Annotated in this window: 12 protein-coding genes; 5 read left to right on the top strand and 7 right to left on the bottom strand. The window is 68.1% G+C overall.

What is annotated here, in order from left to right:
• Positions 1-6: 6 nt before the first annotated feature.
• Complete coding sequence (locus JJL56_RS25495) at positions 7-1,551, top strand: DUF6212 domain-containing protein (protein WP_200486785.1); 1,545 nt, start codon at positions 7-9, stop codon at positions 1,549-1,551.
• A 246-nt stretch (positions 1,552-1,797) separates the two neighbouring features.
• Positions 1,798-3,486 (top strand): ABC transporter ATP-binding protein/permease, encoded by a 1,689-nt coding sequence (locus tag JJL56_RS25490; RefSeq protein ID WP_345772644.1) that lies wholly within the window; start codon positions 1,798-1,800, stop codon positions 3,484-3,486.
• 6 nt (positions 3,487-3,492) lie between these two features.
• Here the strand turns inward: JJL56_RS25490 and JJL56_RS25485 are convergent, their stop codons facing one another.
• Together JJL56_RS25485 and JJL56_RS25480 are read right to left on the bottom strand one after the other, a co-directional pair.
• Complete coding sequence (locus JJL56_RS25485) at positions 3,493-5,565, bottom strand: tetratricopeptide repeat protein (protein ID WP_200486783.1); 2,073 nt, start codon at positions 5,563-5,565, stop codon at positions 3,493-3,495.
• Between the two features lie 22 nt (positions 5,566-5,587).
• Positions 5,588-6,934: a GH1 family beta-glucosidase gene (locus tag JJL56_RS25480; RefSeq protein ID WP_200486782.1), complete on the bottom strand. Its 1,347-nt coding sequence runs from the start codon at positions 6,932-6,934 to the stop codon at positions 5,588-5,590.
• A gap of 113 nt (positions 6,935-7,047) precedes the next feature.
• On the opposite strand from JJL56_RS25480, the gene JJL56_RS25475 reads away from it, so the two are divergent.
• On the top strand, positions 7,048-8,394 hold the full coding sequence (locus JJL56_RS25475) for a GH1 family beta-glucosidase (protein ID WP_247891249.1): 1,347 nt from the start codon (positions 7,048-7,050) through the stop codon (positions 8,392-8,394).
• 178 nt (positions 8,395-8,572) lie between these two features.
• On the top strand, positions 8,573-9,040 hold the full coding sequence (locus JJL56_RS25470) for a Ros/MucR family transcriptional regulator (protein WP_145627865.1): 468 nt from the start codon (positions 8,573-8,575) through the stop codon (positions 9,038-9,040).
• A gap of 84 nt (positions 9,041-9,124) precedes the next feature.
• Here the strand turns inward: JJL56_RS25470 and JJL56_RS25465 are convergent, their stop codons facing one another.
• The 3 genes from JJL56_RS25465 to JJL56_RS25455 form a co-directional block, all read right to left on the bottom strand.
• On the bottom strand, positions 9,125-10,243 hold the full coding sequence (locus JJL56_RS25465; RefSeq protein WP_345772643.1) for a polysaccharide deacetylase family protein: 1,119 nt from the start codon (positions 10,241-10,243) through the stop codon (positions 9,125-9,127).
• Positions 10,244-10,611: 368 nt separating this feature from the next.
• Positions 10,612-11,268, bottom strand: coding sequence for a class I SAM-dependent methyltransferase (locus tag JJL56_RS25460; RefSeq protein ID WP_247889590.1), 657 nt, complete (start codon positions 11,266-11,268; stop codon positions 10,612-10,614).
• A gap of 122 nt (positions 11,269-11,390) precedes the next feature.
• Positions 11,391-12,293: an alpha/beta hydrolase gene (locus JJL56_RS25455; RefSeq protein WP_247889589.1), complete on the bottom strand. Its 903-nt coding sequence runs from the start codon at positions 12,291-12,293 to the stop codon at positions 11,391-11,393.
• 125 nt (positions 12,294-12,418) lie between these two features.
• Between JJL56_RS25455 and JJL56_RS25450 the strand changes: the two genes are divergently transcribed.
• A complete protein-coding gene (locus JJL56_RS25450) occupies positions 12,419-12,814 on the top strand; it encodes a PRC-barrel domain-containing protein (protein ID WP_145627868.1) in 396 nt (131 codons plus the stop codon).
• Positions 12,815-12,841: 27 nt separating this feature from the next.
• Here the strand turns inward: JJL56_RS25450 and JJL56_RS25445 are convergent, their stop codons facing one another.
• Positions 12,842-13,603 (bottom strand): SDR family NAD(P)-dependent oxidoreductase, encoded by a 762-nt coding sequence (locus tag JJL56_RS25445; RefSeq protein ID WP_145627870.1) that lies wholly within the window; start codon positions 13,601-13,603, stop codon positions 12,842-12,844.
• Between the two features lie 38 nt (positions 13,604-13,641).
• Positions 13,642-14,297, bottom strand: a 656-nt coding sequence (locus tag JJL56_RS25440) for an electron transfer flavoprotein-ubiquinone oxidoreductase (RefSeq protein WP_200486781.1), incomplete at its 5' end; no start/stop codon positions are given.

The following is a 14,297-nucleotide window of genomic DNA, read 5'->3' as shown; positions in this document are numbered from 1 at the left end:
ATCATCATGAAGCTCTCCACCCCCGCGGCCCAGTTCGCCTCCCTCTACGACGGCACGCCGAAGATCATCGCCGTCGGCGCCTGCGCCGGGCTGGAGGCGGGCGCCGTGCCCCTTCGCCTGCTGCGGCTGGTCCGTCACGACGGCGGCTATCTGCTGCTGTCCGGGGATGCCGGGCCGGAGGAGGGCGAGGCGTTGCGCACGCTGGCGATCCCACCCGCCGCCGTCCGTGTGCTGTGGTCCTGCGACGAGGCGGCGCGGCAGGACGCGGAGCGGCTGCTTGGCTGGTGGGACGAGGCCGGCGGGCCGGACGGCGCGCCACCGCAGGTGACGGGCGACGTGTTCACGCTGCTTCGCGGCCTCCTGGCGCAGGCATTCGGGGAGATCGACGGGTTGCACCGCCGCAACGCCGGGCTTCAGCGGACCCTGTCCACCCTGCGGGAGGAGTGGGGCCGCTCCGCCCGCCTGCCGCCGGAGGCGGTGGAGCTTCTGGATGCCCTGCGCCTCAGCCCGCCGCGCTTGGTCTTCGCCACGCCGCGCCCGGTGGGAACGCTGCCGGTGCCGCTGCGCCATGGCCGTAATCCTGCGGGGGCGGCCGAGATCGTGCAGCGCCTGCCATCGGGCGCGCGGGGGCTGGCGGGAATCGACCTGCATCTCGACCGGGCGCCGAAGGGAAGCGGGGTGCTCGCCGTTGCCCTGACCGGGGTCGAGATGGGCGAAACCATTGCGGAATGGACGCTGCCCTTCGGCGAGCTGCGATCGGGCTGGCTGCCGCTGCGCCTGCCCGCCGCCTCCACCCGGATGGATCGGCTTCTCGATCTGCGGGTCGGCGCCATCGGGGTGGTGACGGAGGCACCGCGCCTGTCGCTCGCCCAGGCCGGTCTGCTCGACGAATACGCCGTCGCGCCGCCGGCCCGCGCCGTGGGGCAGCCGGCCATGCTGGCGTTGCGGCTGTGGGGCGGGCTGCCGGGGCTGGAATACGGTCCGGCGGCGCATCTGGCGCCGCATCCGGTGCCCGACCATCTGGTCTGGCCGTTGACACAGCCGGTGCTGGCGCAATTGCGCAAGGGGCGCGAGTTCGAGGCGACCTTCCCCTGGTTCGGCCTGCTGCGCGGCGGGCGAATCCTGCTCCACCCGCTGCATGGCGTCGTCACGGCGGCCCACATTCCGCTGGACGAGGTGCCGGGCGCCGTGGCGGTGCGGGCGCGGGCGGTGATCGATGATCCGCGCTGCCGATCCCCCATCGCCTGCAAACTGGTGGTGGCACCGCCGTCGCTGACGGTGGACGAGGCGGAGCGGGAGGAGGGCATCCTGGCCTCCAGCGGCTGGATGGTGCTGGAGGAACCGCGCCGTCCGCTCGACCTGTCAGCGGCCCTGTCGGCGCCCTGGTCGGGGCCGATGGCGCTTCACCTCTTCACCGACATCCCTGACCGCGGCCACGGCCTGTACGGACGCACCATCTTTTCCGATTTCGAGTTGGAGATCGACACCCGCACCGCCTGGGCGAACCTGCCTGCGCTGCCGGTGGTGGACGGGGTGGCCGCTACGCCGTGACCGGCTATGACCTTGCGGCGGCGCACCAATCCTTTGGTGCACTGCGGGGCAAGCTGTTGGTAATAAACTGTTCGTTAGGGTGAAGGAGGTCTTGCTTCGAGCCCAGGGGGTGGAACGGCCATGTCGATCGCGTCCAGGACGCCGGACCGGTCCGGCTTCACCCGCCGTTTCCTTCGCCTTGCCGGTGGCTTTTGGGCCGGTCACTCGCGGTCCGGTGAATTGTCGTCAGATCGGCGGAACTGGACGGTGTGGCTCCTCGCCGGAGCGTTGGGGCTTCTGACGGTCGGGCAGGTGGTGGTCCCCATCCTGCTGAACCTGTGGAGCCAGCATCTGTTCGACGCGCTTGAGCAGCGCTCGATGGACCGCTTCATGCTGATGATCGTGGCGGCCGGCGGGATCATCCTGTTCAACATCGCCAACACCATCCTGCATCTGCGGGTGAAGCGCCGCCTGCAACTGGGCTGGCGCACATGGCTGACGCAGAAGCTTCTGGGCGACTGGCTGACGCGCGGCCGGCAGCATCAGGTGACCTATCTGCCCGGCGACCACGACAACCCGGACGGACGCATCGCCGAGGACATCCGCATCGCGACCGAGGCGGCGATCGATCTCGCACTGTCGCTGTCCTACTGCGCGCTTCTGCTGATCAGCTTCACCAACATCCTGTGGCGGCTGTCCGGGTCGCCGGAGGTGACGCTGGCCGGGAACACGGTCCATGTGCCGGGCTATCTGCTCTACATCGCGCTGGTCTACGCGGCCGTCGGGACGAGCATCGCCCTGCTGATGGGAAAGCCGCTGGTGAGGGCGGTGAACCGCCGGCAGGGGCACGAGGCGTCCTTCCGTTTCGGCCTCGCCCGTGTGCGGGAGAACGCGCAGGACGTCGCGCTCCTGCACGGCGAATCGGGAGAGCGCGAACGGCTGGGCGTGCTGTTCGGCGGGGTGCAGCGGGGCTGGAACGGCCAGACGCACGCGCTGTCGAATATGATGATCTTCAGCGCCGCCTACTCGGTGCTGTCCGCCGTCTTCCCGATCCTGGTCGCCTCGCCCAGCTACATCGCCGGAGCCATCTCGCTCGGCGTGCTGATGCAGACGGCGCAGGCCTTCCAGCAGACGGTGGGCGCCCTGTCCTGGCCCATCGACAACCTCGCCCGCGCGGCGGAGTGGAAGGCGTCGGTGGAGCGCGTGCTGGGCCTGCATGAGGCGCTCCAGCGCCTGGACCGCGAGATCGACGGCCAGGGGACGGAGCGCATCACCGTGGAGCGCAGCGACGGCGAGCACTGCCTGAGCTTCCGCGGGCTGTCCATCGCCGAGCCGGACGGTCGGCGTGTGGTGGAACCCTTCGACCTGGAGATCCGTCCCGGCGAGCGCGTGCTGATCGTCGGCGACCCGGCGGCGGCGGTCCGGCTGTTCCGGGCGGTGGCGCGGGTCTGGCCCTGGGGTGGGGGAAGCATCGTCCTGCCTTCGCTCACCCGTGTCTTCTTCATGGCCGAGCGTCCCTACCTGCCGCACGACACGCTGCGCGCCGCTCTCAGCTACCCCCTGGGGGCGGAGACGGTGGGCGATGCCGCGGCGGCGGAGGCGCTGGAGCGGGTCGGCCTCGGCCATCTGCGGGCGCGGCTGGACGAGTCCGACAGTTGGGACGAGGTTCTGGCGGTGTCGGAGCAGCAATTGCTGGGCTTCGCCCGCCTGCTGATCCGCCGCCCGGACTGGATCTTCCTTGAGGACGCCACCGACAGCCTCGACCCGCGCACCGAGGAGGCGATGCTGCGCCTGATCGACAGCGAAGTCCCCGACGCCACCCTGATCACCATCGGAAGCCACCCCGGCCTGGAAGCGCACCACCGCCGCAAGCTGGTGCTGGAGCGATGCGATGACACGGTGCGCATGCGCGAGGAGCCCTGCGGGGACCGGAGGGTGGCGGCGGTGGCGGAGTAGGGGGCGTCAGACCGTGACCCCGATGGCCTTCAGGATCAGCCCGCGGTCCAACCCTGGGTCCGGGGCCGGCTCGATGCGTTCCAGTCGGTCGAGCAGGGTGGCGATGGAGGCGGCGAAGCCGGGCTGATCCTTTTCCGTCAGGATCTGCACGAACAGACCGTCGCCGCAGCGGAACAGGCGGCCGTCCGCAGGGATGGGCAGGATGGACGGTCCGTCGCCACGGCGGACCGCGTCGTCTGTTCCCGCCGTCAGCGCAATCTGGTCCAGAAAATAGTGCAGCCGCCGTTCCGCGATCCAGGAAACGAGGAAGCGGCGGATACGATCGAACAAGGCGATGACGGCGGGGTCCGGGCGAAGCACCATCAGCCCGCCGCCCACACCGTCGTACAACCGCGCCAGATTGTCCGGGAAATACTGGAGCGCCAGCGGGTTGGCCGCCGACAACGGTGCGAGGAAGCCCGCCGGATCGGACAGCAGGCAGGCGTCGATGTCCGCCACCAGCAACGGCGCCCGATACAGCCGCGCCAAGCGTGGCACGCGCAGGAAACGGGCGAAGGTGTAGAAGGTGGTCCGTGCCTGCGGCGTCAGCCCGGCGGGGGAGGTCTCGTGGCTCCAGCCGAGCCGGACGTGGCGCAGCCGCCTCTCCAGTGCGGCGACGCGCGCCGCTGTATCCGGTCGAGGGTCGAGGATGTGGAGATGCGCGGCCTGACCGGGGGATGAAAAACGATCCAGGCTGGCGAGGAACAGCGGCCCGAACCGTTCCAGATAGCCGCTGTCGCAGGAGGCGACGACAACCGGTCCGTTTTCCGGTGGCGCCAGCGTCTCCAGCACGAAGGCGGCTTCCGATTCTGCGTCCGCGGCAGGCGGCAGCGCCTCGACCCGGCGGGCGAAGCCATTGCCGGTCGGGATGTGGGCGAGGAAGGGGATGTGGGGTTCCGCGCGCCGGAAGGCGTCCTGCGCCGCCGCCGCGTCGCCCAACCGGACGGCCAATGACCCTTGAAGGAACAACGCCCAGGCGTGAAGTTCGGCGTCCACACCGCGGAAGGCGGCGACCGCAGGCGGGAGCAGGGTGGCCACCCGGTCCAGCCGCCCCTCCCCGATCAGGAGGTTCCCGATGCGGACCAAGTGGTAATAAGCCGTTTTCCAATGAAACCGCCCCTCCCGGCTGAGCCGCGCCACTTCCTGCAGCGTGGCGGTGCAGGCGTCCAGCCGTCCCTCCGCTTCCTGAACCTCCGCGCTCCGCTGCCAGGGGGTAGGGTCGGTCGGGGTCAGCGCCTTCAGGCGGTGGAAAAACGCCAGACAGCCGTCCACGTCCCCGACCTGCCGCAGCGCGGTTGCTAGGGCCAGCAGCCGGTCGGGCCGATCGGGCACCAGAGCGGCGCAGCGACGCAGCACGTCCACCGCCTCTGCCGGACGCCCGGCCTCCAGCAGTGCGGCGCCCAGGTTGATGGCGGTGTCCTCGCCCTCGATCGCGGTGCGCAGGGTCCGGCGATAGCCGCGGACGGCGGCGTCGGCGTGGCCCGCCGCCTGCTCCGTGCGGGCGAGGTTGAAGAGCAGGGCAGGGGCGGCGGGCGCGCAGGCCAGCGCGGTGCGAAGCTGGCATAGGGCATCGTCGCGCCGGCCGAGCGCCTCCTGGGCTTCTGCGGCGTTCATCCGAGCCTCCACCGCCTCGGGGCGGAGGATCAGGGCGCAGCGGAAGCGTGCCAGCGCCTCCCGCGTGTGACCCATCTGTCTGAGGATGTTGCCGATGCTGAAGAAGGCGTCGGCGCTGGGGTGGAGCGCGATGGCGCGGCGCAGGCTGGCGGCCGCTTCCGCCAGCCGCCCCTCGGCGCGTAGGGCTCGGGCGAGGTTGGCGTGGTAGGCGCCGGAATCGGCCTTCCGGGTGATGGCCGCGCCGATCAACTCCACCGCACGGGCGTTGCGTCCCGTCTGCGCGCAGAGCACACCGTAGAGGTGCAGGGCGTCGGGGTGGCCGGGCAGGGTGGCAAGCGCCGCGGCGTAGAGCGGCTCGGCCTCTGCCAGCCGCCCGGCCTGATGCAGCGCGGCGGCCTGCCGAAGCTGGGCGATCGGATCGGTCATGGCCGGGTCAGTCATGGCTGGGTCAGGAGCCTTGCCCCAGCGCGCCGCCGATCAGCGCCGAATACCATTTCGCGGATTCCTTCGGCGTCCGCACCTGCGTCTCGAAATCCACATGGACGATGCCGAACCGCGTGCCGTAGCCGCCCCCCCATTCGAAGTTGTCGAGCAGCGACCACACGAAATAGCCGCGCACGTCGGCCCCGTCCTTCAGCGCCCGGCCCAGCTCGCCGATGCAAGCCTGCAGATAGTCCAGCCGCTCCCGGTCCATCACGATCCCCTGAGCGTCCGGGGACTCCGGCGCCTTGGTGCCGTAGCCGTTCTCCGTCACGTAGATCGGCAGGCGGTAGCGCGCGGCGGCGTGCATCAACGCCTCGTGGAAGGCGCTGGGCTGGAGCGGCCAGCCGATGTCGGTGCGCGGCATGCCCTCGGGTGGGGCACCGAACCCGCAACCCCAGACGGCGCCCGGCTCGGCCTGGGCGAAGAGGGGCGCGTAGTGGTTCATGCCGAACCAGTCCATGGGTCGGCAGATCCGCGCCATGTCGCCCGCCTGGACGTAGGGTTCGATGGCGTGGGCGACGCGCGGCGGGTAGCGGCCCAAAATCTGCGCGTCGGGAAAGCACAGGTTCCACAACTCGTCGAACAGGGCCGCCGCCTCGACGTTTTCGGGCGCCGGGCCGGCGGGGCGGCAGGGCTGGAAACTGTGCACCGCCCCGATGGAGGCGCCCGGCACCAGAGCGCGCAGCACGTCCACGCCGGCCCCATGGGCGAGGTTGGTGTGGTGGATGACCTTCAGATGCTCCCCGCGGTCGGACACGCTGGGGGCGCCCCAGCCGAGCGCGTAGCCGAACAGGGTGAAGACGGAGAACTCGTTGAAGGTCGCCCAGCGCGTCACCCGGTCGCCGAACCGGCGGGCGCAGAGGACGGCGTAGTCGGCGTACCAGCCGGCGCTGTCCCGGTTGGCCCAGCCGCCGCGATCCTGCAACGCCTGCGGCAGGTCCCAATGGTAGAGGCAGGCCCAGGGCTCGATCCCCGTCTCCAGAAGGCGGTCGATCAGCCGGTCGTAGAAGTCCAGCCCGGCCTCGTTGACCACCCCGCGCCCGCGCGGCAGGACGCGCGGCCAGGAGATCGAGAATCGGTAGGCGCCGACCCCGATGTCCCGCATCAGGGCCACGTCCTCGGCGTAACGGTGATAGTGGTCGCAGGCGACGTCGCCGGTGTCGCCATTGTCCACCCGGCCCTTCAACCGGCAGAAGCTGTCCCAGATGCTCGGCGCCCGCCCGTCCTCCGCCGCGGCCCCTTCGACCTGAAAGGCGGAGGTCGAGGTTCCCCAGAGGAATCCTTCAGGAAAATCGGAGGTGAGAAGGGACATCGCCCGCCGTTCCACAGCCTTATGTTCCAAGGGACAGCGCTCCGTCGAACCGTTCGCTCGTCATTATGCCTGTTTCTTCACCATTCCGCCAAAGGTAGTATGGATATGGGCGAATGCTGAGGATGGAGACGGCGATGGCGGACCTGCCGAAGGACTTTGTTTGGGGCGTCTCCACCTCCGCCTATCAGATCGAGGGCGCCGCGGCGGCCGACGGGCGTGGACCCAGCATCTGGGACACGCGCTGCCGCACGGCGGGTGGTGTGGTGAACGGCGACACCGGCGACGTCGCCTGCGACCACTACCACCGCTACGCCGAGGACGTGGCCCTGATGCGGGACATCGGGGTCGGCGCCTACCGATTCTCGATCTCCTGGCCGCGCGTCCTGCCGCGCGGGCGCGGGGCGGTCAACGAGGCCGGGCTGGACTTCTACGACCGGCTGATCGACTCGGTGCTGGAGGCGGGGATCGAGCCCTGGCTGTGCGTCTATCACTGGGACCTGCCGCAGGCGCTGCAGGATCGCGGCGGCTGGGCGAACCGGGATTGCGCCGGCTGGTACGCCGACTACACGATCCTGCTGGCGCGGCGTTACGGCGACCGGGTGACGCGCTGGATCACCTTCAACGAGTTCTCCGTCTTCACCCTGTTCGGCTACGCCATCCCCTGGGCGGCTCCCGGCATCACCGATCGGGACCAGCATTTGCGGGCCATCCATCATGTGAACCTTGCCCACGGCGCGGGGGTGGACGTGATCCGCGCCCTGGTGCCCGGTGCTTCCATCGGTGCGGTGCACAATCGCCAGCGGGTGCTGCCGGAGGGCGGCAAGGCGGAGAACGCGGAGGCCGCCGCCCTGCTGGACGAGCATTGGAATCTGACCTTCTGCGACCCGCAGCTTCTCGGCCATTACCCGCCGCGGGTTGCGCGCGCCATCGAGCCTTACGTCCAGGCCGGCGACATGGCGCGGATCTGCCGGCCCATGGACTGGTTCGGACTGAATCACTATGGCCCGATCTTCGCCCGCGTGAACCCGGACACCACCTGGGGCTATGGCTGGGGTGAAGCCCCATCCGATTCGCCGACATACGGTGTCGGATGGGCGGTTTTCCCCGACGCCTTCCGCGACGAGCTGCTGGAGATCACCCGCCGCTACCGCATGCCCATCGTCATTACGGAAAACGGTTGCGGCGGCAGCGATTCGCCGGACGAATCGGGCGTTGTTGACGATCAGCACCGAATCAACTATCTGCGACTCTATAACGCCTCAATGCACGAGGCGATTCGCGGCGGAGCGGACGTGCGCGGTTACTTCGTCTGGTCGCTTCTGGATAATTTCGAGTGGGGAAGCGGTTACGGCAACCGTTTCGGCATCATCCACGTCGACTTCGAATCGCAGAAACGCACGCCGAAAGCCTCTGCCCGCTGGTACGCCGACCTGATAAAGCGCGCGCGTTCCGCCACCTGAACGGGCGGCGATTTCATCATCGAAGGCTACTATTTCCATTCGACTGGCCCGCCCGTCCGCGTGTCCTGCATGAAACACATTACACATTTGCATGTTAAACCTGATGCACAGGCTTGCGCTTTGCGCATCACTTTGCCCATCCTCCGTCCTGGATCATTCGTTCTCGAAGGAAACTGACATGCAAAGCAGCGACACCGACGGTTCTGAGAATTCGGCCACCGATCTGGTTGCCATGACGGGTAAGATCGTTGCGTCTTATGTCCGCTCGAACCAGATCGCGGTGAATGATCTTCCTAACCTCATCCGGATCGTCCACCAAAGTCTGTCGGGCACGAGCCGTCCGGCGGAACCGGAAGCGGTTGAACTGCGCCCTGCCGTGCCGGTGAAGAAGTCGGTGATGCCGGACTACATCGTTTGCCTTGAGGACGGCAAGAAGCTGAAGATGCTGAAGCGCTATTTGCGCACGGCTTATGGAATGACGCCGGACGAATACCGCCGGAAGTGGGGTCTGCCCGCGGACTATCCGATGACCGCCCCGAACTATGCGGAGCAGCGCTCCGCCTTCGCGAAGTCGATCGGTCTCGGCAAGAAGGCCGCCGCGCCGGTCAAGCCGGCCCGCCGCGGTCGCGCCAAGAACGTCGCCTGATCGGACCTCTGCCCCGAATCGCCCCTTTCCCGCGCTTTGGGAAAGGGGCGGCGGGGATGACCGCCGGCCTTGTCCGCCGCAGCGTCAGCGCTGCGCGATCCGCGGCGTAGCCAGACTGTTCAGACTGGTGATCCATTCCGACAAGGTGACGAAACGGCAACCGCGGGTGCGCAGAAGGCCGATGGCGCGGGGAAGCGCCTCCGCCGTCGCGTTGTAGGTGGTGTGCATCAGGACGACGCTGCCGATGGTGCCGGTGGCTTCAAGCTGCGCCATGATCTTGCCGGCATCGCGGGTGAACCAGTCGCGCGTGTCGACGTTCCACAGCGCCGGGCTCATTTTCTCCTGATCGACGGCCGTCAGCGTGTCGCTGTTCCAGCGGCCGGCGGGCGGGCGGAACAGCACCGGGTCGGCACCCGCCGCGGCCAGGATGCGGTTCGTTTCCGCGATCTGCGCGCGTTGGGCCTCTGTGGTCAGGGTGCGCATGTTCGGGTGGGTCAGGCTGTGATTGCCGACTTCGTGCCCTTCCTGGACAATCCGCTTGATGATTCGCGGGTGGCGGACAGCGACATTGCCGATGGGGAAGAAGGTCGCCCGGACCCCTTCGCTGCGCAGGATGTCGAGGATGCGCGGGGTCACCGCCGGGTGTGGCCCATCGTCGAAGGTCAGGGAGCAGAGGTTCCAGCGGCTGGCCTTCAGCGCCCCGATGTCCACCCGCGCTTCATTGCCGGGCACGATGGCGGCGATCCGCGACAGGCGGGCGGCCTGCCGCTCGATCTCCTGCATTTCCCGGCTCTGGTCCGGGCTGTAGGTGACGACGCCGTTGTGGTCGTTGTCCTCCAAAGTGGCGGCGGGCGTCGCGGCCGTCGGCTGTTCAGCGGCGGCATCCACCACAAGGCAACTGCCGCCGCCACCGACGATTCGGCGGCAGACGAAGGTGGGGTCGAGGTCGGGCAGGGGAGCGGCCCGCAGGACAAAGCCGGAGTCGGGAATCTCAGGCTTCTGCAGGGAGACGCGGGGAACGAGATCGGCAACCATATCGGGCTGGCGCCGGACGACCGCCTTCCAGGCAACCCAAGCGTCGGCCTCCGTCCGGTAGACGCCGAATTGCAGCATCTTGGCCGGATGCGCTTCCGCATCCTTCCGCAGCGTGGTGACGGTTGCCAGATGCGGCGAGTCCGCCGCCTGGACTGGGCTCGCGGCCACGCCGCATACCGTGGATGCCAGCATGCCCGCAGCGACGAGCCGAAAACGGGACCGCCTCCACGCCGTGGCGGGGCCGAACATGTGCGAAGTGGAGAAGCCCGGACCTGAAATCATATGCGATCGACCATCAACATCGCCGCGGTGAGATCAGGTGTGGGCGATACCTCTTATGAGATAGAGCAAAATTTATCACGTCTCCATAAGGATCGACGTTGAAGGACGGTTGTCACGGATTTCCCTGGTATATTTTCCATAATGTACCTTATGGGATTTGTGCGCCGGCCAGGATCTCAACCATCCAGAAGACTTCGGCCACCGGCTTGGTGCTTCTGCTTCCCGCTCCACAGGGCCGACTTGCGTGCTCCTCGTCAGCGCCGCCGCAGGAGGGTCACGCCGTCGCCCACGGGCAGCATGCACAGGGCCACCCTCTCGTCCTCCAGACGGGCGGCATTGAAAGCACGGATGGCTTCGGTCTTGTGCCTGCGATCGCTGGGATCGGCGACTCGTCCACGCCACAAAGTGTTGTCCACCACGATCAGGCCACCGCGCCTCACGAGGGTGAGGCAACGCTCGTAATAGGCATCGTAGTTTTCCTTGTCGGCGTCGATGAAGGCGAAATCGAACGACTCGCCGCCGCCGTCTGCGATGAGCTTGTCCAGATTGTCGAGCGCCGGCCCGATGCGCAGGTCGATCTTGCCCGCGACTCCGGCCTCGGACCAGATCGCGCGGGCCTGGGAGGTCCACTGCTCGTTGATGTCGAAACTGATGATGCGCCCATCGTCCGGCAAAGCCTGCGCCACCGTCAGCGCGCTGTATCCGGTGAACGTGCCGATATCCAAGGTCCGGCGTGCGCCGATCATTTCGACCAGGAAAGCCAGAAGCTGGCCTTCTTCAGGCGCGATCTGATAGTGGGCCTCGGTCAGTTTGGCCGTTTCGGCGCGCAGCTTTGCCTGGATGGTGGTCTCGCGCAGGGAAGCGTCGAGCATGTACCGGTAGATGGCCTCGGGCATGAAGATCGACTGCACGGTCAAGGAATCCGCTCCCCACTCTGACCGTCCGCGTCTTGCGGACGTCTGTTCACATGTGGGGAGCCTTGGCGATTCCGAAAGGTGCTCCCCGTGTCTCCGATGGTCGCACCCGCGCCCTGTCAGTCCGGATTCCGCCCGAAGGCGAAACGCAGGGCGTCAGCCACGGCCAACGGCAGCATCGAACCATGGCTTTCCTCGGCGAAATCACGGAAAGCCAGCCGCAAACCCGGAACCGTCGCGAGGGTGGCCGCGACCTCCCTACCCGTCTGACCGGACCGCAGGCGCTTCAGCCGCTCGGCGTCGGCCGCGGGCAACGGGCGTTCCACCAGACGGCCGGATGTCTCGATCAGCAGCGCCGTGCCGGGCGCCACGCCCGTGCGCGCCGTGCGGTCGAGGAACGCCGCCTGTTCCTTCAGGATGGCCTGCCCACTCCACCAGATCGCCGGGTCGGCGGCGACATAGGTCTGGAACAGGTCCCCTCGGGTGTAGAGTACGTAGAGGGAGAACAGCCCGCCCAGCGAGTGGCCGAACAGGGTCCGGCGGTGCCGGTCGATGGGCAGGCGCGCTTCGACCGACGGGATCACCTGCGTCTCGACGAAGGCCAGGAAATCGTCGCGTCCACCGGTTTCAATGACGGAGGCGCCGTCCCGCGACGGCGGAATCAACTCCGGCGGGGTCGGAGGAGTGAGGTCGCGGTAGCGGCGAGGGATATCGAACGGCCCATCGGTCGGATAACCGATTCCGACGATCACCGCGGAACCGTACGAATCCGGCGGTTCTGTGCCGATGACACTCTCCATCATCGGCACGGTCGCGTTGCCGTCCAGGAGGTAGATGACCGGATAGCCGCCCGGTGGCGGCGGTTCGGCGGGGCGGACGAGAAAGACCCGGTAATCCAGGCCCGTCCGGTCGGCGCGTAGATCGAAACGCTCCATCCTGCGGGCTTCCGTCTTGGCTTCGGCCGTCACGGTTCCGCCCTGCGCAGCCTGAACCCCAAAGCCGGACAAGGCCAGCAGCAGCACGGTCGTAGCGAATCGGAGCATCGACGTCGGTTCCTGCACAATCGAACGATGTGGACCGGTGCATCGGGTGGAACCGTGCTCGCGGCCCCATGTTGTTGCACGGTCAGCAGCAGGAGAGCAACGCGATGAGAAAGCTCATTTCCGCAACGGCGGTTACCCTTGTCATGGTCGCGGCAGGGCCATCGCTCGCTCAGCAGAGCGCCGCCATCGCCAACCCCGCCAACGCCTATCGGGAGGTGAAGGACGACAACGTCATGGTGCCGTCCCTCAAGCGGACGGTCGGGCAACTGGACGATATGGATGTCATGGGACCGGACGGGACGAAGGTCGGCGAGGTTGAGGAGGTGCTGATGGACGCCTCCGGGCAACCGGTCGCCGTTGTGGTGGACGTCGAGCATGGCGTGGGGATCGGCGACAAGGAGGTCATCGTCGGGCTGGACCAACTGCGCGACGACGGGCGCAGCCTGACAACGGCGCTGTCGAACGCGCAGCTCGGAACCCTGCCGATCTGGGACGATTGAGGCCGATCCAGCCCTATCGATAACGCGTTACTGCGGCGCCATGCGGATGGCGCCGTCCAGCCGGATCACCTCGCCGTTCAACATTTCGTTTTCCAGAATGTGCTGCACGAGTCGGGCGTATTCGGAGGGCTGGCCGAAGCGCTTCGGGAAGGGCACCGTGGCGGCGAGGCTGTCCTGGACCTCCTGCGGCATGTTCAGCAGCATCGGCGTGCCGATCAGGCCCGGGGCGATGGTCATGACGCGCACGCCGCTGCGCGCCAGATCGCGGGCGGCGCAGATGGTCAGAGCGACGATGCCGCCCTTCGACGAGGCGTAGGCGGCCTGCCCGATCTGCCCCTCATAGGCGGCGACGGAGGCGGTGTTGACGATCACGCCGCGCTCCCCCGACTCCAGCGGGTCGAGCGTGCCCATATCCGCGGCGGCGAGGCGCAGCATGTTGAAGGTGCCGATCAGGTTGACCTCGATTACCTTGCGGAAGTCGTCCAGCGCCATCGGGCCGTCGCGCCCGACGATGCGCTTGGCCGGAGCGACGCCCGCGCAGTTGATCGCGATGCGGGCCGGGCCATGGGCGGCGCGGGCCTCGGCCACGGCCTTTTCCGCCGACTCGGCGCTCGACACATCGCACAGCAGGCCCAGCCCGCCGATCTCCTCGGCCACCTGCTTGACCGCCGCCTCGTTCATGTCGAGCACGGTGACCTTGGCGCCGAGCTTCGCCAGATGGCGCGCGGTTTCCGCACCCATGCCGGAGGCGCCACCGGTGACGATGGCGGCCTGACCGTTGATCTGCATCGTGTTTCCCCCCTGGTGTGTTCTGCTGCTGTTCGGGTTTACATCCCACCGGGATAGTTCGGGCCTCCGCCGCCCTCGGGGACGACCCAGTTGATGTTCTGGGTGGGGTCCTTGATGTCGCAGGTCTTGCAGTGCACGCAGTTCTGCGCGTTGATCTGCAGGCGCGGGTCGCTGCCGTCCTCCGCCCGCACGATCTCGTACACGCCCGCCGGGCAGTAGCGCGTCTCCGGCGCGTCGTAGAGTGCCAGATTGACCGCGATCGGCACCGACGCGTCCTTCAGCGTCAGGTGCGCCGGCTGGTCCTCCTCGTGGTTGGTGTTCGACAGATACACCGACGACAGCCGGTCGAAGGACACCACGCCATCCGGCTTGGGATAGGCGATCTTCGGCATCTCCGACGCCCGCTTCAGCGTCTCGTGGTCGCCGTGCCGGTGGTGCAGCGTCCACGGCGACTTGCCCTTGGTCGCCGTCTCGTAGGCCGCGTTCGCCAGACCCGCCCACAGACCCTTCTGGAAGCCGGGGCGGATGTTGCGCACCGCGTGCAGCTCCGACCACACCCAGGAGGCCTTCAGCTTCTCCGGATAGGCCGTCGCCTCGCGGGCCGGAGCCTCGGCGGAGAGCAGCTCGAATACCGCCTCGGCCGCCAGCATGCCCGACTTCATCGCGGTGTGGTTGCCCTTGATCTTCGGCACGT

This window comes from Azospirillum aestuarii (genome assembly GCF_016632405.1).
GTDB lineage: Bacteria > Pseudomonadota > Alphaproteobacteria > Azospirillales > Azospirillaceae > Azospirillum > Azospirillum aestuarii.
This window is presented reverse-complemented; position numbering and strand designations above follow the sequence as displayed.

Coding starts and splice junctions, on each gene's coding strand:
- JJL56_RS25485 (WP_200486783.1), bottom strand. CDS start 5,565: ATGACCGATCCGATCGCCCAGCTTCGGCAGGCCGCCGCGCTGCATCAG.
- JJL56_RS25475 (WP_247891249.1), top strand. CDS start 7,048: ATGCTGAGGATGGAGACGGCGATGGCGGACCTGCCGAAGGACTTTGTT.
- JJL56_RS25450 (WP_145627868.1), top strand. CDS start 12,419: ATGAGAAAGCTCATTTCCGCAACGGCGGTTACCCTTGTCATGGTCGCG.
- JJL56_RS25480 (WP_200486782.1), bottom strand. CDS start 6,934: ATGTCCCTTCTCACCTCCGATTTTCCTGAAGGATTCCTCTGGGGAACC.
- JJL56_RS25495 (WP_200486785.1), top strand. CDS start 7: ATGAAGCTCTCCACCCCCGCGGCCCAGTTCGCCTCCCTCTACGACGGC.
- JJL56_RS25470 (WP_145627865.1), top strand. CDS start 8,573: ATGCAAAGCAGCGACACCGACGGTTCTGAGAATTCGGCCACCGATCTG.
- JJL56_RS25445 (WP_145627870.1), bottom strand. CDS start 13,603: ATGCAGATCAACGGTCAGGCCGCCATCGTCACCGGTGGCGCCTCCGGC.